This is a genomic window from Paenibacillus sp. Root444D2 (assembly GCF_001426375.1).
Classification (GTDB): domain Bacteria; phylum Bacillota; class Bacilli; order Paenibacillales; family NBRC-103111; genus Paenibacillus_E.
The window spans coordinates 758885-780173 of sequence record NZ_LMEO01000045.1 but is presented as its reverse complement, the minus strand read 5'-3'; the positions used below and the strand labels follow the sequence as shown (position 1 = coordinate 780173).

Annotated in this window: 15 protein-coding genes; 12 read left to right on the top strand and 3 right to left on the bottom strand. The window is 41.8% G+C overall.

All coding sequences use genetic code 11. From position 1 onward, the window contains the following. The first annotated feature begins 4 nt into the window (after window positions 1-4). The 3 genes from ASD40_RS24755 to ASD40_RS24745 are packed head-to-tail and all read left to right on the top strand — an operon-like array spanning window position 5 to window position 4898. The gene (locus tag ASD40_RS24755) at window positions 5-934 is read left to right on the top strand and encodes a carbohydrate ABC transporter permease (protein WP_057305799.1); all 930 of its coding nucleotides are present in this window, start codon (window positions 5-7) and stop codon (window positions 932-934) included. Then, the gene (locus ASD40_RS24750) at window positions 931-1743 is read left to right on the top strand and encodes a carbohydrate ABC transporter permease (protein WP_057305798.1); all 813 of its coding nucleotides are present in this window, start codon (window positions 931-933) and stop codon (window positions 1741-1743) included. Before ASD40_RS24755 ends, ASD40_RS24750 begins: the two co-directional genes overlap by 4 nt. Then, a complete protein-coding gene (locus ASD40_RS24745; protein ID WP_057305797.1) occupies window positions 1740-4898 on the top strand; it encodes a glycoside hydrolase family 2 TIM barrel-domain containing protein in 3159 nt (1052 codons plus the stop codon). Before ASD40_RS24750 ends, ASD40_RS24745 begins: the two co-directional genes overlap by 4 nt. Before the next feature lie 145 nt (window positions 4899-5043). Here ASD40_RS24745 and ASD40_RS24740 read toward each other — a convergent pair whose 3' ends face one another. The 3 genes from ASD40_RS24740 to ASD40_RS24730 are packed head-to-tail and all read right to left on the bottom strand — an operon-like array spanning window position 5044 to window position 9463. Then, window positions 5044-6021, bottom strand: a complete 978-nt coding sequence (locus ASD40_RS24740; protein WP_057305796.1) for a sugar ABC transporter substrate-binding protein — start codon at window positions 6019-6021, stop codon at window positions 5044-5046. Beyond that, a complete protein-coding gene (locus ASD40_RS24735; protein WP_057305795.1) occupies window positions 6008-7654 on the bottom strand; it encodes a helix-turn-helix domain-containing protein in 1647 nt (548 codons plus the stop codon). Before ASD40_RS24735 ends, ASD40_RS24740 begins: the two co-directional genes overlap by 14 nt. 6 nt (window positions 7655-7660) lie before the next feature. Beyond that, complete coding sequence (locus ASD40_RS24730; protein ID WP_057305794.1) at window positions 7661-9463, bottom strand: cache domain-containing sensor histidine kinase; 1803 nt, start codon at window positions 9461-9463, stop codon at window positions 7661-7663. A 253-nt stretch (window positions 9464-9716) separates the two neighbouring features. On the opposite strand from ASD40_RS24730, the gene ASD40_RS24725 reads away from it, so the two are divergent. From ASD40_RS24725 to ASD40_RS24685, 9 genes are all read left to right on the top strand, one after another. Further along, window positions 9717-10751, top strand: a complete 1035-nt coding sequence (locus ASD40_RS24725) for an ABC transporter substrate-binding protein (protein WP_057305793.1) — start codon at window positions 9717-9719, stop codon at window positions 10749-10751. A 100-nt stretch (window positions 10752-10851) separates the two neighbouring features. Continuing rightward, the gene (locus ASD40_RS24720; protein WP_057305792.1) at window positions 10852-12360 is read left to right on the top strand and encodes a sugar ABC transporter ATP-binding protein; all 1509 of its coding nucleotides are present in this window, start codon (window positions 10852-10854) and stop codon (window positions 12358-12360) included. 5 nt (window positions 12361-12365) lie between these two features. Then, window positions 12366-13394, top strand: coding sequence for an ABC transporter permease (locus ASD40_RS24715; protein ID WP_057305791.1), 1029 nt, complete (start codon window positions 12366-12368; stop codon window positions 13392-13394). Next, window positions 13387-14349 carry a galactofuranose ABC transporter, permease protein YjfF gene (gene yjfF / locus ASD40_RS24710; protein WP_057305790.1) on the top strand — a complete coding sequence of 321 codons (963 nt, stop codon included), beginning with the start codon at window positions 13387-13389 and terminating at the stop codon, window positions 14347-14349. The genes ASD40_RS24715 and yjfF overlap by 8 nt, the downstream gene beginning before the upstream one ends. 277 nt (window positions 14350-14626) lie before the next feature. Further along, window positions 14627-15673: an ABC transporter substrate-binding protein gene (locus ASD40_RS24705; RefSeq protein WP_235549367.1), complete on the top strand. Its 1047-nt coding sequence runs from the start codon at window positions 14627-14629 to the stop codon at window positions 15671-15673. Between the two features lie 334 nt (window positions 15674-16007). Further along, complete coding sequence (locus ASD40_RS24700) at window positions 16008-16985, top strand: glycoside hydrolase family 43 protein (protein WP_057305789.1); 978 nt, start codon at window positions 16008-16010, stop codon at window positions 16983-16985. A gap of 478 nt (window positions 16986-17463) precedes the next feature. Continuing rightward, window positions 17464-18387 carry an ABC transporter permease subunit gene (locus ASD40_RS24695; RefSeq protein WP_200957461.1) on the top strand — a complete coding sequence of 308 codons (924 nt, stop codon included), beginning with the start codon at window positions 17464-17466 and terminating at the stop codon, window positions 18385-18387. Further along, window positions 18384-19352 carry a carbohydrate ABC transporter permease gene (locus ASD40_RS24690; RefSeq protein WP_156390181.1) on the top strand — a complete coding sequence of 323 codons (969 nt, stop codon included), beginning with the start codon at window positions 18384-18386 and terminating at the stop codon, window positions 19350-19352. Before ASD40_RS24695 ends, ASD40_RS24690 begins: the two co-directional genes overlap by 4 nt. Before the next feature lie 43 nt (window positions 19353-19395). Next, window positions 19396-21195, top strand: coding sequence for a hypothetical protein (locus ASD40_RS24685; RefSeq protein ID WP_057305788.1), 1800 nt, complete (start codon window positions 19396-19398; stop codon window positions 21193-21195). Window positions 21196-21289: the final 94 nt, after the last annotated feature.

Sequence of the window (21289 nt, the reverse complement as noted above, 5' to 3'; positions counted from 1 at the left end):
TTTCATGCGGTCAGCCGCCAACTTAAAACAAACGAACAAGTGGCCTTATGTGTTCATTGCCCCTTATTATTTGACTTACTTGATATTCGGCTTATTTCCGATCCTATTTACACTTTACATAAGCTTTACGAATTGGACCTTGACGGGAGATCGACTCTTTATCGGCTTGGCTAATTACAAGCTGCTTTTGTTTGAAGATACCTATTTCTGGAAAAGTATTGGCAATACAATGTTTTACATGCTGTGTTACTTGCCGGTGCTGATTTTATTCGGGATGCTCCTAGCAAGTATCATCGAAAGTAAATGGATTAGAGGCAAAACGTTTTTCCGTCTCAGTATTTTTAGCCCTTATTTAACAACCCCCGTAGCTGTCGGGATTATTTTCTCGCTGTTGTTTGACTGGCAGAGCGGTATATTGAATAATATTTTGACGCATCTCGGGCTCATTCAAGAAAACATAAATTGGCTGGGCGAACCGGGATTAGCTCGTTGCATCATTATTGTGATGGTGATATGGAAAAATCTTGGCTATTTTGTCATGTTTTATACAGCGGGCATGGCCAGTGTTGATCCTTCCATCTATGAAGCGGCTACAGTTGATGGAGCATCAGCCAGACAAGTTTTCTTTCATATTACGATTCCTTTGTTAAAGCCTATGAACTTGTTTTTGATTATTACCTCGATTATTGGCGGCTTACAAATGGTCGAAGAACCGATGCTGCTGTTTAGCGGCTGGGTGGGAGGCGCACCGACAGTTGGCGGGCCGGACGGTGCAGCGTTAACGCCAATTTGGTATATGTACGATTCCTCCTTTAGCGGAAGCTCCTTTCAATACGGTAAGGGAGCAGCCATCGCTTACTCGACATTTCTTGTGATCGCGTTATTCTCCGTATTGAGCATCAAATGGATGAACAAGGAGGAGAACACGCGATGAAGATGAGTAAAGGGCTAGTAATTACCGGATTGACATTGATCTGCCTGATCGTGCTTTCGCCATTTTACAATATGATCATTATGGGCACCTACTATGCAAATGATTTGTTTCAAGGCGTCGTGCTCCTTCCGGGAAATTATTTTATACAAAACTTAAAGAAAGTCATGTCGGGAAATTTTCCTTTGTTCTATTTGAATAGTCTCTATGTAGCAGTCCTCAGTACAGTGCTAACACTGTCGTTCAGTGCTCTGACGGGCTATGCCTTCGGTAAATTTGAATTTAAAGGAAAGAAATGGTTATATCTTTTTATCTTGTTCACCATGATGATACCCGGACAACTAGGGATGATCGCCTATGTCATTGAAATGAAGTTTTTTCATTTGAATAATACGCATATGCCGCTTATTATTGCTGCCTGCAATAATGCGTTCGGGGTCTTTTTCATGACGCAATTCTCTTCATCCTCCGTGCCTACAGAGGTGCTGGAAAGCGCCCGAATCGACGGTTGTGGGGAATTAAAGCTCTTTTACCAGATTGTTGTACCGTTCCTGATGCCGGCACTTACGACGCTCGGACTTCTGGCGTTTCTATGGTCGTGGAACAATTATTTGCTCCCGTTAGTGACCATCAACAAGCCGGACCTTTTCACATTGCCTTTAGGGATTACAACACTGTCCTCGGCGTATAGGTACGATTATTCCGCAAGTATATTAGGACTGAGCCTAGGCACGCTGCCACTGATTATCTTGTTCCTTTTTGGAAATAAGACATTGGTCCGAGGTCTGACTGGAGGTGCTGTAAAAGGATGAATATACGTTCAACTCCGCACGAGTGGGAAAATCACCATGTGCTGCAAGTTAATCGGGAACCCATGCATGTTCCTTTAGGTGCGTACGCTAGTTTTGTTGAAGCTGCTTCATGCGATCGAACAAGTTCGCCTTTCGTTCAATCCCTCGATGGATTGTGGAAATTCAGCCTGGTACAGAACCCATTGTCTGTGCCGCAGGATTTTTATAAGGTAAATGAGGATGTTTCACGTTGGAAAGAGATTCGTGTACCAGGCAATTGGGAGCTGCAAGGTTATGACGCCCCGATCTACACGAATATTAAGTTTCCTTTTGATATGAGTAATGTGAATGATAAACATGTCCTGCAGCCGGGAAGAAAAGGACCTGTGACCGATAACGAATTTTTATCACTGCGTCCGCCTTTCGTTCCTTCGAATAATCCGACAGGCTGTTATGTACGGAGCTTCATGGTGCCTGATACATGGAAAGAAAGAGATGTTTTCCTTCAGTTTGACGGAGTCGAATCGGCATTTTACTTGTGGGTGAATGGGGAAAAGGTAGGCTACTCCCAGGATAGTAAACTTAGTGCGGAATTCGATGTGACTACATATTTATTGCCTGGGGAAAATACGGTCGCTCTTCAGGTCATGCGCTGGTGCGACGGGTCTTATTTGGAAGACCAGGATTACTGGCATTTATCTGGCATATATCGTTCCGTAACTTTGTACAGCAAGCCTAAAATCCGAATTCGCGATTTTAAGGTAATGGCTTTACTGGACGAGAGCTGTCAGGATGGAGAGCTGATTGTATACAGTTATGTCAATAACGCGGATGGATTCGCTGACTACCAAGTACAAGCGCGGCTTCTGGATGCACAAGGAGAAGATGTGATCCCAGCTGTGACCGCGGAGGTTTCGGCTGATTCACCAATGTATGACCGTTCCAAATGGGTGCGTGAAGCGGGTGCCGCCTTGCTGATGGCATCGATTGCGAAGCCCACGAAGTGGAGTGCTGAGGAACCAAGTTTATACACGTTAGTATTGACGCTTCTGAATTCGCAAGGCGAGGCGGTAGATTACGAGAGCTGCCGGGTGGGCTTTAGAAGAATCGAAATGACGAAGGACGGCGTTATTACGCTGAACGGAGAGCGCCTTGTGATTCGAGGCGTGAATCGTCATGAACATCATCCTGAGACGGGTAGGACCATTTCCCACGAGCGGATGCGAGAAGAAATCATTGCCATGAAACGACTTAATTTTAATGCCGTTCGCACGAGCCATTATCCGAACGATCCTGTATGGTACGATTTATGCAATGAGTATGGATTATATCTGGTTGATGAGGCTAATTTAGAAACGCATGGCATTCAATCTTTGCTCTCCAAAGATCCAGAATGGGCGCATGCCTATTTGGATCGGGCGATCCGAATGGTGATGCGGGATAAAAACCATCCATCCATTTTATTTTGGTCTCTCGGCAATGAGAGCGGTGTCGGGATGAATCATGCAGCGATGACCGGTTGGATTCGATATTACGACCCGTATAGGTTGATTCAATATGAAAGCGGTGACTCTAGCTCACTCATAACCGATATTCGTACACCGATGTATCCGACACTATCGTGGGTGGAGGAAGAGATGGCAAATACCGGTGACTTGCGCCCCATGGTTATGTGCGAGTATGCTTACGCGAAGAGCAACAGCACAGGGAATTTCTATAAGTTCTGGGATATGGTAGATCGCTATCCCCGGTTCCAAGGCGGCTTTGTATGGGATTGGTCGGATAAAGCTTTAGTACATGCCTTAGAGGACGGTACACGGTACTGGGCATACGGCGGGGATTTTGGTGAAAACGTTACGGATGAAGTGGTCGAAATGTGCTTGAACGGCGTTGTTCAACCGGATTTGACGCCGCATCCAGGAGCTTTGGAAATCAAAAAGCTTCAGGCTCCTGTTGCGATTAAAGTTCATGATCTGTCGAAGGGGACCGTTTATATTAATAATAAATATCTAAGCTCCAGCTTGTCGCATCTGGACTTACACTGGGAAGTCTGCAAGAACGGTATCCCTACGGAGAACGGGCTTCTCTCACTGCCGGATGTCATTGCTGGACAAAGCGAGGTTCTCAGGGTTCCTTTCACAAGTCTGACTCGTGAAATAGGGCAGGAATATTACCTCAATCTTTCGCTTCGCTTGAAACATGCCTTGTCGTGGGCTGAATACGGATATGAAATCTGTCAGGAACAATTTGAACTGCCTTTTAGCGACCAGGTTCGACCGCTGAAATTAGAAGCGGGTGGTACGATTCGTCTAGATCAGACAACGGATCTGATCGAAATCTCAGGAGAACGTTTCGCTATCGCATTTGACAAGCAGGAAGGACTACTATCTTCTTATGTATTTGATGGGCAATTGCTAATCAACTCCGGCATGTCCGAAAACTTTTATAGAGCGCCGACTGGGATTGATGATGCCTTAGCAGGTAGGCAATCGATTGCTGCTGTTTGGAGAGAATTTGGATTAGATCGATTAGAACGCCAAGATGTGAGGACACTTGCATTTCAAGTGGATGAAACCAGAGTAAATATCGAAGTTGCTTGTCGCCTTTCAGCGACGGGAGTGAGTGCTGGATTCGATAGCTTTTTGCGGTATTCCTTATTTGGAGACGGAACGATAAGGTTGGAGCATACAGTGAAAGCAGACTCTGTGCTGCCGATGCTGCCTCGAATCGGGACTACAATTACCCTGCCAGAGATGTTCGGTCTATTGAAATGGTACGGTAGAGGATTGCATGAGAACTACATCGACCGTAAGTCAAGCGCTCCTATCGGATTGTATCACAGCTCAGTGGACGAACAACATTATCCTTATATCGTGCCGGTAGAATGCGGCGGCAAGGAAGATGTCCGCTGGTTGGAACTATCCAATTCAATGGGAAGTGGCATCCGAGTGGAAGGAGAACAGCCGCTTCACTTCAATGTGCATCGCAATTCGGTTGCGGAATACGCGGCTGCACGGCACCAATCGGATCTTGTACGCGGTGATCGTATCTGGTTAAACATCGATCATGCACATACCGGACTCGGTGGAGATAATGGTTGGAGTACTACCATTCATCCGGAATATCAAATCACTCCAAATGTTTACCAGTATACTTTTTTCATAAAACCTTTGTGAGCATTTAGTCTAAATAGAACCCCATTCTTTTTTAGTATGTAGAGTGGGGTTTTGTTCTGCAATAAGCTTGCTTACAAAACCCACAGATCAGCCTGTTGTTTCAAAAACAGGTTGATCTGTGGGTTTTTAAGCATAGCAGCATCTATTATTCAACGGTCATATCACTTTGTTTAATCTCTTGAAAACCAGTGTCGACCCATGTAGGAGTAGGTGCATTTTTAGTCGCGGCGAGCAATTGTTCGATAATTTTTTCTCCCCACTGTTCTTCATACTCAGAAATCACTGCGTTAATTTGACCATTTAGTAAAGCTTTCTTTACTTCAGGCGTCAAACCAAAAGTAATGGCATAGCGCTTTAAACCTTGAGATTTCCAAACAAGAATGGCATTAGAACTGGATACGATATCCAAAGGGATGAGTGCGTCAAAATGAGGATGCTCATCGATCATGGATTCTAGATCTGAAATTGCTTTTTCGTTATCACCATGATGGTATCTTGTTTCAAGTACTTGTATTTCGGTGTTTTGGTTTAAATATTGTATGATGCCTTCAAGTCGACGGCTGATCTGAGGAGAGTCGGACATACTCCCCTCGATCATGATCATACCTCTGCCTTTCAGATTTCTATCAATAATTTGCCCCATTAAAGTGCCTTCTTTAAGTGGATCACTTCCAATATAGGAGTATCGTTTACTAGCAGGAACATCGGATTCAAAGCAAATGACGGGAATACCTGCTTGTGATGCTTTATTAATTAAAGGGGTGAGGGCAACGGAATCGATGGGGTCAATAGCAATTCCGTTGACCTTCTGTGCAATCATGGTTTCCATCATTCTCATCTGTTGTTCCAGACTAATTTCATCAGGAGCTTTGACAATTAATTGAATCGAATAGGGTTTGCTAGCTTTTTCTATGGAATCAGTAATCATTTCATAGAACGGGTGTGCCATCGGATAAATAATTCCAAACGTGAGTTGGTCAGAATGTTTGATAGGAGACACTGATGGATCGAGCGTACTCGTTACGTTATAAGTTACTTCTGGGGAGGGAGACGCTGATCCATTACACCCGGATAAAATTAGCAAGATCAAATAGGCGATTATCATCCATTTAATCTTCCACATGAAGAGTTTCTCCCCTCAAGATATCGAGTGCTTCATCAGCAGTTCCATTCTTCCTGAATTCCTTCGGGGTCATACCCGTTAATCGTTTGAACAAATTTGAGAAATAGTGGGGATCATTATAGCCCACCAAAAAAGCGATTTCATACGATTTAGCTGATGTGCTTTTAAGAAGTTCCATTGCTTTTCGAATGCGCATTTGTGTTAAAAACTCAATGAAGGTTTGACCTGTCTCTTGGCTGAATACTCTGCTCAAGTAGTTTGGACTCAAATTGACATACTCAGCAGCATCTTGTAAAGAAAAGTTATCTTTTTCAAAATTCAACTGAATGTATTCTTTGACCTTGGTTATCATATCGCTATATTTATCGTAGATGCGGGAACGCCAACTCCAAAATTGTTCAATTAAGCTGACTAAATATGAACACGTTTCTTCCCAAGTCCGGATAGTTCCAATCATTTGCTGAAATTGTTGAAGGGACTTTTCAGGCTCTGCCAGATGACGATACATATCTTTATTTGTACGGAATGCCTCAATGGTCACATCATTCAAAATGTAAAACCCAATGGATGTTGAATGCCAATTGATGTCAACCAAGGCTGCAGCATAATCTGCAACGAATGCTTCTAGTTTGCTATGCGACCCGATTTTCAAAAAATCCATGAAAGCGCCACGATCTAAAAATAGCGTAGGGTCTAAGGTTTCTGTTTTCATCTCACTAAGCACATTCTGATTCTGTCGAGATAGCCTTCGCCAATGAACATCTTCCATAGCATCTAAAAAGGATAGGTGGACGTTTTGCAGACGATCTTGCACACTACCAATACCAATGGAGATAGGGAGTGAATGGGGCTCTTCTGAGATCGCTTTTTGCAAATCCTGAAACTGTTGTAATTCATGTTTTAAATTCTCTAGTGTAGCTCCCTTAATAATCCATACGTATTCAGAGCGGCTGCGCTGAAACATCAGTTGCTTGTATTGGTGCCTGATTTTTAAGCACTTGTCCAACAACAAGCGCTCCTTTTCATCCATGGTATTCATATCTTCAATTTTGTACGCTTCCGTATCTCGTAAATCCAGTACAGTAACTACATAAAAATGAGCTACGATATTCAATTGAATGGCGGCACTATGATGCATCACTTCAGAGGTGGTCATAAAGCCACTGCATAGATCATTCAATAATTTATTTTGGGTTATCTTGCTATTTACATTTTGATTGTCTTTAAGCATCTGAAGCTTGGACTTTATTTCCAGTTCTTTGTCAATTTCATTACTAACTTTGTGAAGAACCTTGAGGAGATCAGTTGGGGTAATTGGCTTTAAGCAGTATTCTTGTACGCCAATTTGCATAGCAGTTCTGGCATATTCAAACTCGGCATGGCCACTAATAATAATGATCTTCATTTCTGGAAATTGTTTGCGCATGATGCTGCTTAATTCAAGACCGTTCATGAAAGGCATGAGGATATCGGTAATTAAGATGTCGGGCTGAACCCTTTCTATGATAGGAAGAGCAACTTCACCATCTGATGCATCACCACTATAAATAAACCCTTCCTTTTCCCAATGGATACAATCGCGAATGGTTTCCCTAATTAGGATTTCATCGTCAACAAGTACTATTTTCTTCATTCCAACTCACCCCCATGTACACGGTATTCGAATGGTGACATCGGTGCCTTCACCTTCGCTGCTGTTAATCTGAACGCCATAAGCTTCCCCATAATAGATACGAATCCGTCTATGCACATTGTGTAATCCAAATCCACCAGAAACTTCATTCCCCGTTACTTGTGGGACATGAGGTTCCATTAGATCTTTTCGTAACTCTTGAAGCCTAGTTTCCGAAATGCCTTTCCCATTATCTTCAACCTTTATCAAGAAATTGTCTTCATCTTCCAATGCAGCGGTTATTCGGATCAAACCTTTGCCACGCTTATTTTTAAGTCCATGATAGAGTGCATTTTCAACAATGGGTTGTAGCGTCATTTTCAGGATATGTAAGGAATGCAGGCTTGAATCAATATCAATTTGATAATCTAAAATATCTCTATACCGCATCTGCTGAATGGTTAGATAGCTTTGAAGATGTTCAATTTCTTTCTCAAGTGTGATCAGATCCTTACCTTTACTTAAGCTAATACGAAATAACTTAGATAAAGCCATGACCATCTGGACAACCTGATCCTTCTTTTCAGATTGTGCCAGCCAAAGAATGGAATCCAGCGTATTGTACAAGAAGTGAGGGTTAATTTGAGCTTGTAGTGCCCTAAGATCTGATTTTTGGATCTCCTGTTGTTCTCGAATACTCTGGTCAAGCAGCATGCGAATTTTCCCAATCATGATGTTGAAGCTATTACCCAAGTCAGCGATTTCATCCGTTCCAGCAAGCACCACCTTAGCTTCAAGAAAACCAGATGCAGCGAGCTGCATTTTATTCTTTAGGATACGCACGGGTCTTGTCAAGCGCGTGGAGACGAACAGATGTAACGTGATTGCAAAGATGATACTGAGTAAAACACTTATGATAATGAGTTGACGAATGGAATTGGCTTCCTCAACAATTTCTTGAAGCGGCACGACTCCCACGATATTCCAACCGGTAGATTTAGAGGGGGATGTTACAATAAACTCTGGTTTTCCTTGTGTATTATCAATGAATTCTTTATTTTCACTTTTAATAATTGTAGGAATATCTTCGTGTTGCAGCCATTTAGTTGAATTGGAAGCCTTGGACGGGATAAATATAGCATTGCCATTATTATCAGCTACATAGAAAAATCCGCTAGTGCCTATCGTGACGTTATCACAAAACTGTTTCACGATGCTGTCATCGACATCAATAATAATAAAGCCAATCACTTCATGGGTGGCTCGTTGTTTAACTGTAGAAACGATCGATATAATATGTTGCTTCTTATATTGAAAACCGTCCAATGGTGCCAATGCAGATGGATCAACCGGAGGAATGTTCAAGACAGCCTCTGGATGTTGGATCAGATACTCGAAATGCGGATTTCGCAAAGCGTTTCTCTCTAGTTGAAATACACCTTTCCTCTCACTAATCCCTCGACCATATAGGTTAATCATCGTGATGTTAAGAACACTATCATATTGGTACGTTTGTCGATACGATGACATGGTTTGCAAAATTTCACGCGCATCTAAATTAGAAGAGGTTTGTGAAAATAAAAAATGTAAGACGTTTGGATCTTTTTTTAATTCAAGGAGTTTTTTCGTATCTGTAAATACATTATCAATGTTCGTTGCTAATTGTGCTGAAAGCATCATAGTTGCAGACTTACTGTTCGTATATACCACTTTGTACGACTTATTATAGGAAATAAGACCTACGACAATTAAAGGAAGACAAGTCAGTATTACAAACATCGTCAAAAGTTTGGCACGAAGGCTAGAAGTTATTTTCCGATATATACCCATAATAGGTTAACCTTTCATTCGTTCTGACTTATCGAAATCTTATTACAAATTATGAATCAATCGTTTTGAAAACGCAATCATCAAACAAAAAACTGCACTTTCTGAATAAAAAAATACTGTTTTTATTTCGGAAGATCAAAAAGTGAATAAAAATTTATAAGAAGTGTCAACGAAACTCCGTATACCCTTACACGATTCGTCCCTATACTTTAGTTACACCAAGCAAACAGGTGAAATAAGGGAGGAAAAATAAATGAAAAAGTCTCTAGGGGTAGTATTAGTAGCTTCAGTAATGATGATGTTCACAGCAGCTTGTGGTAGTTCAGGAGAAAGCAAGACAGCAAGCAGTACATCTGCAGCGGCGACTGTAAGCCCAAGTACAGCAGCGGTGGCTACTGCTAAAGCGGACAAGAAAATCACAATGGGTTTTGCGCAAGTAGGTGCTGAAAGTGGATGGCGTTCAGCTAATACTAAATCAGTTCAAGATTCCGCGAAGGAAGCCGGCATTGAATTGAAATTCTCCGATGCTCAACAAAAACAAGAAAATCAAATCAAAGCTATTCGTACATACATCCAACAAAAAGTAGATATCATCTCATTCTCACCAGTCGTAGAGTCCGGTTGGGACACAGTATTAAAAGAAGCAAAAGATGCTGGCATTCCAGTTATCTTAACGGATAGAGCAGTAGATTCCAAAGACACTTCCCTTTACAGAACGTTCATTGGTTCGGATTTCGTAGAAGAAGGCCGTAGCGCAGGGAAATGGTTAGTTGACAAATATAAGGATACGAAAGAAGCAGTTAATATCGTAGAGCTTCAAGGAACAACAGGTTCTGCTCCTGCGAATGATCGTAAAGCTGGATTTGGCGAAATTATTAAATCAAATCCTAATCTTAAAATCATTGCTTCACAAACAGGTGACTTCACGCGTGCCAAAGGTAAAGAGGTTATGCAAGCATTCTTGAAAGCCAATAAGAACATTAATGTTCTCTATGCACATAACGATGATATGGCACTCGGGGCTATCCAAGCTATTGAAGAAGCAGGACTTAAACCAGGTAAAGATATCACTATTATCTCAGTTGATGGCGTGAAAGACGGCTTTGTAGCGGCAAGCGAAGGGAAAATTAACTTCATCGTCGAGTGTAACCCGCTACTTGGTGGACAATTAATGCAAGCTGCTAAAGATGTACTTAGCGGTAAAGAGCTGCCGAAACGAATTGTTACGAAAGAAGGCGTATTTACTTCAGAAGATGCTAAACGTGAATTGCCGAATCGTCAGTACTAAGAGATTGTCTACATCATTGTAACCATAAATAAAAAGGGCAGAGCTGCTCCATCTTGCTAGTATGGAGTGGCTCTTGTTCATATAGGAGAGGAGTGGCTTTATGAAACAGGGAGGTCCGGTATTGCAGATGACCGGAATTCATAAGCAGTTTCCGGGTGTTAAGGCGTTAACTAACGTTAATTTTAGATTGTTCCCAGGAGAAGTTCATGCATTAATGGGTGAAAATGGGGCAGGTAAGTCCACACTAATTAAAGTACTTACAGGTGTTCACTCCATCGATCAGGGTGTCGTTGAGATGGATAAAAAGCCAATTAAAATTCTTAGCCCGCTTGATGCGCAAAATGCAGGCATTAGTACGGTTTATCAAGAGGTTAACCTTTGTTCGAACCTGTCCGTAGCTGAAAATATCTATATTGGGCGTGAACCACGTCGTTTCGGTCGCATTTTATGGAAAAAAATGAATGAAGATGCTGGGCAATTATTGAAAAAGAGAATGAATCTCGAAATAGACGTTACACAACCATTGCATGTGTATTCAGTAGCTGTTCAACAACTTATAGCTATTGCAAGAGCTTTGAGTATTTCAGCAAAAGTGTTAATTCTTGATGAACCAACCTCCAGCTTAGATAGAGGCGAGGTTGTACAACTATTTTCTGTCATGACGAGATTGAAAAATGAAGGACTTGCGATTCTTTTCGTCACTCATTTTTTGGATCAAGTTTATGACATTTCAGATCGAATAACCATACTCCGAAATGGAGAGTTTATTGGGGAATATTTAGCTAAAGAGCTTCCTCGTATAGAGCTGGTTTCCAAGATGATTGGGAAAGACCTTGAGCTATTAGAAGAGCTGCCTAAAGGTGATGTAGCAGCACAAGTTCATAGTGAAGTATTAATTCAAGCAACTGATTTTGGGAAAAAAGGTTCCATTGAACCTGTTGATCTCACGATTCATAAAGGAGAGATTGTTGGTTTAGCGGGCTTATTGGGTTCTGGAAGAACCGAATTAGCTAGATTATTCTTTGCTGCAGATAAGGCTGATTCTGGCGAAATGACAATTGCAGGTTCAAGTGATGCGGTTCATTCACCAAGGCAAGCTATTGATCAAGGCATCGCATTTTGCTCCGAAAACCGTAAATTAGAAGGTATTATTGATGATTTGACCATTCGAGAAAATATTATACTAGCACTTCAAGCATCCCAAGGTTGGTTTAAAACCATCTCAAGAAAACGTCAGGATGAAATAGCGGATGAATATATTCGAGCTTTAAACATTAATCCACCTAACCCCGAACATTTGATTAAGAATTTAAGCGGCGGGAATCAACAAAAAGTATTGCTTGCTCGTTGGTTGCTCACGGATCCTAATTTATTGATTCTAGACGAACCTACAAGGGGAATTGATATTGGAGCTAAAGCTGAGATTCAGAAATTAGTTCTATCCTTAGCTCAAAAAGGGATGTCAGTCCTATTTATTTCATCCGAATTAGAGGAAGTTTTACGTGTCAGTCATAAAATCGTCGTACTACGAGATCGTCACAAGGTGAAAGAAATGGTTGGCGATGAGATTAGTCAGAAAAATGTCATGAAGGCAATTGCGGGAGGTTAATAGACATGGTTAAGCATCATTTGTTTTGGCCACTAACTTTTTTATGTGCACTCTTAGTATTTAACTTAATCTACTCCCCTGATTTCTTTGCGATAAAAATGCGGGATGGACACCTTTATGGAAGTCTAATTGATATTCTAAACTTTGGATCTCCACTAATGATTGTATCCATTGGCATGACACTAGTCATTGCGGCTACGAAAGGTGTCGATCTTTCCGTAGGTTCAGTAGTAGCGATTTCAGGAGCCATAGCGTGCCTCATGATCAGCAATGGAGATGGCAGCTTAGTGAATGTCATCATTATTGCGGTTGGTACTGCTTTATTGATTTCGATTGTATTAGGTGTTTGGAATGGATTCTTAGTTGCTAATATTGGGATGCAGCCGATTATCGCCACGCTAATCTTAATGGTCTCCGGGCGCGGTGTGTCTCAATTGATAACAAGTGGACAAATTATTACAATTTCCAATCCGCACTATAAGTTCATTGGAGCAGGATCAATATTGACGCTTCCGTTTTCCATATTCATCGTTGCTATCGTATTCCTTATCGCTTATCTCTTAACAAGAAAAACAGCACTCGGTTTATTTATTGAATCCGTTGGTTGTAAACCAACGGCAAGTAAGCTTGCCGGTGTGAAATCGAAGACGGTTATGTTCTTCGTATACATGTTCTGCAGCTTATGCGCCGCAATCGCGGGTCTGATTCTAAGCTCGAATGTATCAAGCGCAGATGGAAATAATGCTGGACTATGGTACGAATTAGATGCGATCCTAGCTGTAGTTATTGGCGGAACAGCGCTTACAGGAGGACGCTTTTACCTAGCAGGAACATTAGTTGGAGCGCTGATCATTCAAACGCTTACCACGACGATTTATATGATTGGTGTACCACCAGAAATAACGCTAGTTGTAAAAGCATTCGTAGTTCTAGTTGTATGCTTAATTCAATCGGAATCTTTCCGTAAATCGATTGCTTTCCGTTGGAAAACGCGCCATTATCCGGGAGAAAGGGAGGTTAAGCAGCATGCTTAAGAAACAGCATATCCCCATACTCGTGACCATTGGATTATTTATACTAATGTTTGCTATTGGATCCTTCCGATATACAGGCTTCTTCTCCTTACAAGTGTTGATGAATCTGCTAATTGATAATGCCTTTTTATTAATAACTGCCGTTGGAATGACATTTGTTATTGTATCTGGAGGTATTGATTTATCGGTCGGTTCTGTCATTGCCTTAACCACAATGATTTCTGCAAGCTTAGTCCAAGCGGGTTGGCCGCCTGGCCTAGTCATACCCATGGTATTGTTAATTGGCGCTTTATTTGGTTGGGGAATGGGGGCCATCATTCATTATTTCAAGATCGAGCCCTTCATTGTCACGTTATCAGGGATGTTTCTCGCCAGGGGATTGTGTTACATCATTAGCATTAATACAATTACCATTGATAATGGCTTCTATACAAGCGTCGCTCAAACGAAGATAAGCTTGCCTGGAGGTAACTTTGTTTCCATAAGTGTCATCATCGCTTTATTGGTTGTATTTTTAGGCTTTTATATGGCACATTACACGCGTTTTGGCAGAAATACCTATGCTTTAGGTGGAAGTGAACAATCTTCCTTACTGATGGGTTTACCAGTGGGACGAACCAAAATGTTGATTTATGTTTTTAGTGGATTCTGCTCAGCACTTGCGGGTGTGGTCTTTACGTTCTACATGCTTTCAGGTTATGGCTTGCATGCGATGGGAATGGAGTTGGATGCGATCGCAGCAGTTGTGATCGGTGGCACTCTTCTCACTGGAGGCGTTGGATACATTGTAGGAACTTTCTTTGGTGTTATGATTCAAGGTGTCATTCAAACCATTATTAGCTTTGAAGGGACTTTAAGTTCTTGGTGGACAAAGATTGTCATTGGTATTCTATTGTTTATGTTTATTATCTTACAACGTTTGCTAAGTCAACGAAGTTGGGTTCAACGTAGGTAGAGAGTCGAAGGAAGGGCATTAATTGACATATATTGTCGAATAATGCTATTTTTTGTTTGATTTAACTTGAAGGTTAACAGCATATATGAGGTATACAAATTATTTACAAGAATTCAAGAAGAAATGGATCAGTTATTAACACGTTCTACAGATGTTACCGTTTCCCTAGACAAATTAAACTATGTACAAACGATATGTGGTCAGGCTATATTCGAAGTATCTAGAGAGACATGTCTCATTTTCAGACGGAATAATTTTTAAGGGGGAACATGAATTTATGCATTTCAGTAGACCGAAAACTACGTTGTTAGCGCTTATGAAAATTATCGCGACAATGAGCATTCTAGTGCTGATCTTTGGCTGTGAGCAAGTTCAAGTGAATGAGACTACTACTAATGTTGAGGAAGAAAGTCATGTTGTGTCCATAGCGACTCCCATAAGTAAGGAACCCATCTTAGGATTTTCACAACTAGGGTCAGAAAGTGAATGGCGTCTTGCCAATACGTTATCCATTAAAAATTCTGCAGCTGAATCAGATGTCGAACTCAACTTTCAAAATGCAGAACAATCGCAAGAAAAGCAAATTGAGGCCATTCAAGAGTTTGTAAAACAGAAAGTCGATGTTATCGCAATTGCTCCTGTTGTAGAAACGGGGTGGGAGCCGATTTTAAGAGAAGTTAAACAGGCAGGGATCCCAGTAATTATTATTGATCGTTATGTAGATGTCTCTGATTCATCTCTGTATGTGACGCATATTGGTTCTGATTTTTATGAAGAGGGCCGTAAAGCAGGGAAGTACTTATTAGATAAATTCCCAAAAACGAATAAGCCAATCGGCATTGTGGAACTGAAAGGTACCGAAGGATCAACGCCTTCCATAGCTCGGGGTAAGGGATTCCGTGACGTTATCTCTTCGCGCAGTGATTTGCAATTTCTGAAGAGTGAGAACGCGGATTTCACAGTCGCGAAAGGCAAACAAGTGATGAAGAAGTTTCTGCAAGAAAAAGGCAGGGATATTCGTGTTTTATATTCCCATAACGATGATATGACGTTCGGTGCATTAGAGGCGATCGAAGAGTACGGGTTAGTTCCAGGGAAAGATATTGTGGTCATCACCGTAGATGGAACAAGGAAGGCACTCGAAAAGATGAATGAGGGTAAAATTAATTTAGTGGTTGAGTGTAATCCGTTGCTGGGTCCTAATCTCATTCAGGCTGTGAAGGAAGTCGTGAAAGGCAGCACACTACCTAAACGAATTGTTACCCCAGAAAATGTATTTACACAAGTAACGGCAGAGAAGGAGATCGCTTCTCGAAGTTATTAAGGGCATAGATGGCATAAATGCTTTTTTATTGTGGCTGTTTTCCGCTTTCGCCATTAATCGGATAAGAGGACAGCATGAACAATCAAATTTAATGGCGGATTAAAAGCTGGTCCAACGGAAGCCAAATCACATATTAAAAGAGCAGCGCCTCCTTGTCGGTTGGTAATTAACTGACAAGGAGGTGCTGTTTTATGCAAGTGTTCTAAATACGTTATCCCGTATCTTTCTTTATTTATGGGGGGATAGATCTTTAATCTATTTATTTTGTAATCGCATACAAGGTCTCATAATAAAGGTGTAAGAGAAAATCAAATCTATAAAGAGGAGCGCAATTATGCACAAGCTACCGAAACCTCATCACCCGCTTGTCACCCATATCTTTACTGCCGATCCTTCGGCGCACGTATTTGAAGGGAAAATTTTCATCTACCCGTCACACGATCTCGATCATGACGGTATTGATAATGACAATGGGGATCAATATGCAATGGAAGATTATCATGTTCTATCCATGGATGGCTTCGAGTCCCCCGTCATCGACCATGGACAGGTCCTTCATCTAAAGGATATTCCATGGGCTTCCAAACAACTCTGGGCTCCTGATGCTGCTTTTAAGGCCGGCACCTATTTCTTGTACTTTCCTGCCCGGGATCATGATGGAATTTTTCGAATCGGTGTGGCGACCAGCTCATCGCCGGCTGGTCCTTTTCTTCCTCAACCGTCTTATATCGAGGAAAGCTTCAGTATCGACCCAGCCGTGTTTGTTGATGACGACAATCGGGCTTACATGTATTTCGGCGGTCTTTGGGGCGGCCAATTGGAAAAATGGCAGACCAGTACTTTCGAGCCGGAAGCAGTGGGACCGGCGGCGGATGCGCCTGCGATAGGTCCTCGGGTCGCTCTGCTGAGCGAGGACATGCTATCATTTCAAACCGCTCCATTAGAAATTTCGATTGTTGATGAAAACGGCGGCCCGATTCTCTCTGGAGACGAGGATAGACGCTATTTTGAAGGACCGTGGGTACACAAATATAATGGCTGGTACTACTTGTCCTACTCCACGGGCACGACCCATAAATTAGTATACGCCGTCAGCCGGAATCCGTTGGGACCGTATACCTTCAAGGGCACGATCTTAACTCCGGTTATCGGCTGGACAACTCATCACTCCATTGTCCAGTTCGAAGACAAATGGTACTTATTTTACCACGACAGTTCTTTGTCCGAAGGCGTTAACCACAAGCGTTGCGTCAAATATACGGAGTTATACTATAACGAAGATGGTACGATTCGGACGATCGCTCCTTATTAACGAAAAAATTTTGGCTTTGGCCCTTAAAAACTGCGGGCGGGACATCCTGTTCTCCGCCTGCAATTGGGGAGCCGACAACGTATACCAACGGATCTGCTCGGAGTTCCTAGTGTTAGGAATCTGGGCTTTTTTCACGTATTAAACCATATGTGGCTTTCTTCAGCTATAGCTTGTGGTTGCTTGTATATGGATATTTGATCTTTTCTCCACTGTTCATAGATGCAATCATCGTGATTCACCGAGCAATATGAGAATAGATCAATAATCGATGAGAATAGGTCATTGTTTTGAAAAAAATGATATCTTATAATAGCTTTAACGAAACTGAATGAAAACGCTATCAACACATGGTGGTCCTCAAATTCATAGATGACCTTTTGAGCTTGAGTAGAATGAAACTGCAATTTCGGCACTTTGTATTTTTTTGGATATTGTTATTTGTCAATAAATACGTTGAATATAAAATAGGGGGCCTGACATGGTACGAATAGAAAAATACAGCAAGAAAAGCATCTCAATAATGAAATTCCTCTTTATTATGCCTTTTATGGTTTTACTTGGTGTCTTTGCCTATTACCCGCTATATGGTTGGGTTTATGCATTCTTTGACTATACGCCGCCGATTCCGCTGTCCCAATCGCCGTTTGTTGGTCTGAAGTGGTTCCATACCTTGGTCGAAAACCAAGTAAAGATCGATCAAACGCTTCAAATACTCAAGAATACGTTTGGGATGAGTGGCTTGAATCTGCTATTCTCCTGGCTTCCAATGATTTTTGCCATATTCCTGACTGAGATCAAATCCGTACGTTTCCGGAGGTTTATTCAGACAGTAACAACCTTGCCGAACTTCATCAGCTGGGTATTGGTCTATTCACTGGCATTTTCAATGTTCTCTAGTGACGGTATAGTCAACGGCCTTTTGAAACAACTTGGATTTATCGATTCCCCGATATTACTTCTTCAAAACTCCGACCATGTTTGGATTATGATGTGGATGTGGACGACTTGGAAAACATTGGGTTGGTCAGCCATATTGTATATAGCGGCGATTATGAGTATAGATGATTCTCTATATGAAGCGGCCTATGTAGACGGCGCGACAAGAATGCGGGTGATCTGGCATGTCGTATTGCCGAGTATGGTGCCGACCTATTTTGTTTTGTTGATGCTGCAAATTGCGAGTTTTCTGAATAATGGCTTGGAGCAATATTTCGTATTTCAAAATGCATTTAACAAGGATTCCATACAGGCTTTAGACTTATATGTTTACAACCTGGCAATGGGGGGCGGCAGCTATTCCGTGTCCGTCGCGATCAGTATGCTAAAGAGCTTGATTAGTGTTGTACTTCTCTTTTCTGTAAACGGACTATCAAAAAGACTAAGAGGAGAGAGCATTGTATGAGTGATACAGCAGTAGGTCTGGCGCCGAATGATAAAGTGCCTGGCAGCCATCTCACTAGAAAAATGAAAGTCCAGGTCAGCCCAACAGATAAAATGATGACTGTTTTAATATATTTCCTGTTTTCCCTGTATGCGCTTATTTGTGTATATCCATTTTACTCGATCATTATTAATACGATAAGTGCAAACGATATCAGTGCCAAAGGTGATGTTATCTTTTACCCGATACAAATCCAATTCCATAACTACGTGGATGTGGTTAAAATACCGGGGTTGTGGGATGCAGCCGTTGTATCTGTAGGAAGGACCGTGATCGGAACCACTTTGACGGTAGGGGCTTCCGCATTTTTGGGATTCATGTTTACCCAGGAGGATATGTGGAGGAGAAAATTTTGGTATCGCTATACGGTTTTAACCATGTTTTTTAATGCCGGGGTTATTCCATGGTATTTGACAATGAGGTCTTTGCATCTGACAAACAATTTTTTGGCCTATATTCTGCCGACAATCGTAGCACCGTTTTTCATCATTCTTGTAAAGACTTTCGTGGAATCAACGCCGAAGGAATTGCAACATGCGGCAAGTATCGATGGGGCCGGGACCATGACCCTTTTTTTCAAAATCATGTTGCCCATCTGTAAGCCTATATTGGCTACGGTTGCCATATTTGCGGCAGTGGATCAATGGAATTCCTTCCAGGACACGTTGTTGTTGGTTACGGAGAGCAAACTATATAGCTTGCAGTTTATTCTATATAACTATATTAATCAGGCAAGTTCCATATCCAGCATGGTAAACCTGCAGAATGCCGGTTCGACAGCCATAACAAGTCTGGCAACAAAGCAAACCACTACTTCAATTCGAATGACGGTGACCATTATTGTTGTAGCGCCTATTTTGTTGATTTACCCGATTTTCCAAAGGTTTTTTGTAAAGGGGATTATGATCGGTGCAGTGAAGGGATAACTTACACCGTTATAATAAATTGAAAGAATTTGGGGGGTTGAACATGAGTAAGCGGAGTAAAGCAGTAAAAAAATCGATGTTGATGTTGTTTGCCAGCCTCTTCATGGTTTCGGTAGCATTGACCGGCTGTGGAGGCGAATCTAACAATAAGGCTGCATCAACGGCACCAAGTAAGTCACCAGACTCCGGTACTGGAGCTACATCCAAGGCTAGTACAGAGCTAGATCACAGTAAACCGCTGACCATTACCGTTTTTGATAATGCAGCAAATTATCAAGGCGAGCAGAAAGGGTGGTATGGAAAGCTTATTAAGGATAAGTTCAATATCACATTGAACATTCTTGCTCCGCAGGTTGCCGGCGATCAGCTATACAAGACAAGATCGGCAGCAGGAAATTTGGGCGATCTTCTGATCGTCAATAACAGTCAGTTGGAAGAATTAATTCCAGCTGGTCTGATTATGGATCTCACGGATAAGATCAAGAATACGCAGAACCTGTCCAAATATGTGGATAATCATTTCAAACCTTTCAATGCAGCATTTCAAAAAGTAAATCCGGATGGCAAGATTTATGCTTTGCCGACTTTTGAGGCAGATACTTCACCAACGACATACTCGGAACAAACCCCTTACTCAAGCCCAATAATGCCTTGGGATTATTTCAAGGGAGTTGGGGCTCCCAAGCTGAACAATCTGGATGATCTTTTAAATGTACTGAAGCAAATGCATGAGAAATATCCCAAGACTCCGGACGGTAAACCGATCGTTCCGATCACCTTGTGGAAGGATTGGGACAGCAGAGGCACTATGGAAAATGCACGCTGGTTAGGCAATTGGTACGGTTATGAGCAGCCAGAAGGAACCAGCACCATCCAGTTGAATGCAAAAGGCGACATCGTTCCGCTCATCGATGACAACAGTATGTACAAGAAGATTCTGCAATTCTATTTTAAAGCAAATCAGATGGGTTTGGTTGACCCTGACTCACCAACCCAGGATTGGAACAAAGTTTCCGAAAAGCTGACCAACAAGCAGGTACTTCTCTTGTGGTATTCATGGGAAACAGGGTTCTACAATTCAATTGAAAGAGGTAAAAAAGGTGACGGGAATGTTGCTGTTCCGATCGCTGACACGCACATCATTCAGGCAAGTGATGCTTATTACGGCAATGGAAGAGTTTTTGCTATCGGTTCCAAAGCCAATGATCCCGATCGGATCATGGAATTCATGGATTGGACTACTTCTCCTGAAGGCCTGCGTTACTATGTGAATGGATTTGAAGGCTTCAACTACGAAAAGACGGCAGACGGCAAGTTTAAGCTGACCGAAGTGGGTCAAACCGCATTCCAGAAAAATACACCTGTTCCGGAAGAGTACGGAGGCGGCGGATACCAGGACGGACAAAGTAAGCTCAACACGATGATCATTAGCGATTTTGCCAAAGATCCAAAGACAGGGGAGTTCTATAACAGCAATTACTGGAGCCCAACAATTGAAGCGAACAAGACAGCGCTAACGACGGATTGGCAGAACACTTATAATGCAGAAAACGCAACAGATTACTACTTGAAACATAAGATGATCGATATCGTCCCCAATATCAATACAAGTTTAGGAAGCGATTCATCAGATATTAAAAACAAACGCAGCCAGATTTCTGACTATGTAAAGAACACATCCTGGAAAATGGTATTCGCAAAGAATCAAGCAGAGTTCGACAAGCTTTGGGAAATGATGAAGAAAGATGTGATAGGCCTCGGCTGGAATGATGTAGTTGCAATGGATACGGAAAAAGCGCAAAAGATTATTAAAATGCGTGCCGATGCATTAGCTAAAAAGTAAAAATAATAATTTTTTATGAATGAGGGATATGTATGATCTTATATATCCCTCATTCATTTTCTGATTTTAGACGAATACATCGTCCGTCGATGAT

Excerpts from the sequence above, each read along its gene's own strand:
- ASD40_RS24755 (WP_057305799.1), top strand. The coding sequence starts at position 5 with ATGCGGTCAGCCGCCAACTTAAAACAAACGAACAAGTGGCCTTATGTG.
- ASD40_RS24750 (WP_057305798.1), top strand. The coding sequence starts at position 931 with ATGAAGATGAGTAAAGGGCTAGTAATTACCGGATTGACATTGATCTGC.
- ASD40_RS24745 (WP_057305797.1), top strand. The coding sequence starts at position 1,740 with ATGAATATACGTTCAACTCCGCACGAGTGGGAAAATCACCATGTGCTG.
- ASD40_RS24740 (WP_057305796.1), bottom strand. The coding sequence starts at position 6,021 with ATGTGGAAGATTAAATGGATGATAATCGCCTATTTGATCTTGCTAATT.
- ASD40_RS24735 (WP_057305795.1), bottom strand. The coding sequence starts at position 7,654 with ATGAAGAAAATAGTACTTGTTGACGATGAAATCCTAATTAGGGAAACC.
- ASD40_RS24730 (WP_057305794.1), bottom strand. The coding sequence starts at position 9,463 with ATGGGTATATATCGGAAAATAACTTCTAGCCTTCGTGCCAAACTTTTG.
- ASD40_RS24725 (WP_057305793.1), top strand. The coding sequence starts at position 9,717 with ATGAAAAAGTCTCTAGGGGTAGTATTAGTAGCTTCAGTAATGATGATG.
- ASD40_RS24720 (WP_057305792.1), top strand. The coding sequence starts at position 10,852 with ATGAAACAGGGAGGTCCGGTATTGCAGATGACCGGAATTCATAAGCAG.
- ASD40_RS24715 (WP_057305791.1), top strand. The coding sequence starts at position 12,366 with ATGGTTAAGCATCATTTGTTTTGGCCACTAACTTTTTTATGTGCACTC.
- yjfF (WP_057305790.1), top strand. The coding sequence starts at position 13,387 with ATGCTTAAGAAACAGCATATCCCCATACTCGTGACCATTGGATTATTT.
- ASD40_RS24705 (WP_235549367.1), top strand. The coding sequence starts at position 14,627 with ATGCATTTCAGTAGACCGAAAACTACGTTGTTAGCGCTTATGAAAATT.
- ASD40_RS24700 (WP_057305789.1), top strand. The coding sequence starts at position 16,008 with ATGCACAAGCTACCGAAACCTCATCACCCGCTTGTCACCCATATCTTT.
- ASD40_RS24695 (WP_200957461.1), top strand. The coding sequence starts at position 17,464 with ATGGTACGAATAGAAAAATACAGCAAGAAAAGCATCTCAATAATGAAA.
- ASD40_RS24690 (WP_156390181.1), top strand. The coding sequence starts at position 18,384 with ATGAGTGATACAGCAGTAGGTCTGGCGCCGAATGATAAAGTGCCTGGC.
- ASD40_RS24685 (WP_057305788.1), top strand. The coding sequence starts at position 19,396 with ATGAGTAAGCGGAGTAAAGCAGTAAAAAAATCGATGTTGATGTTGTTT.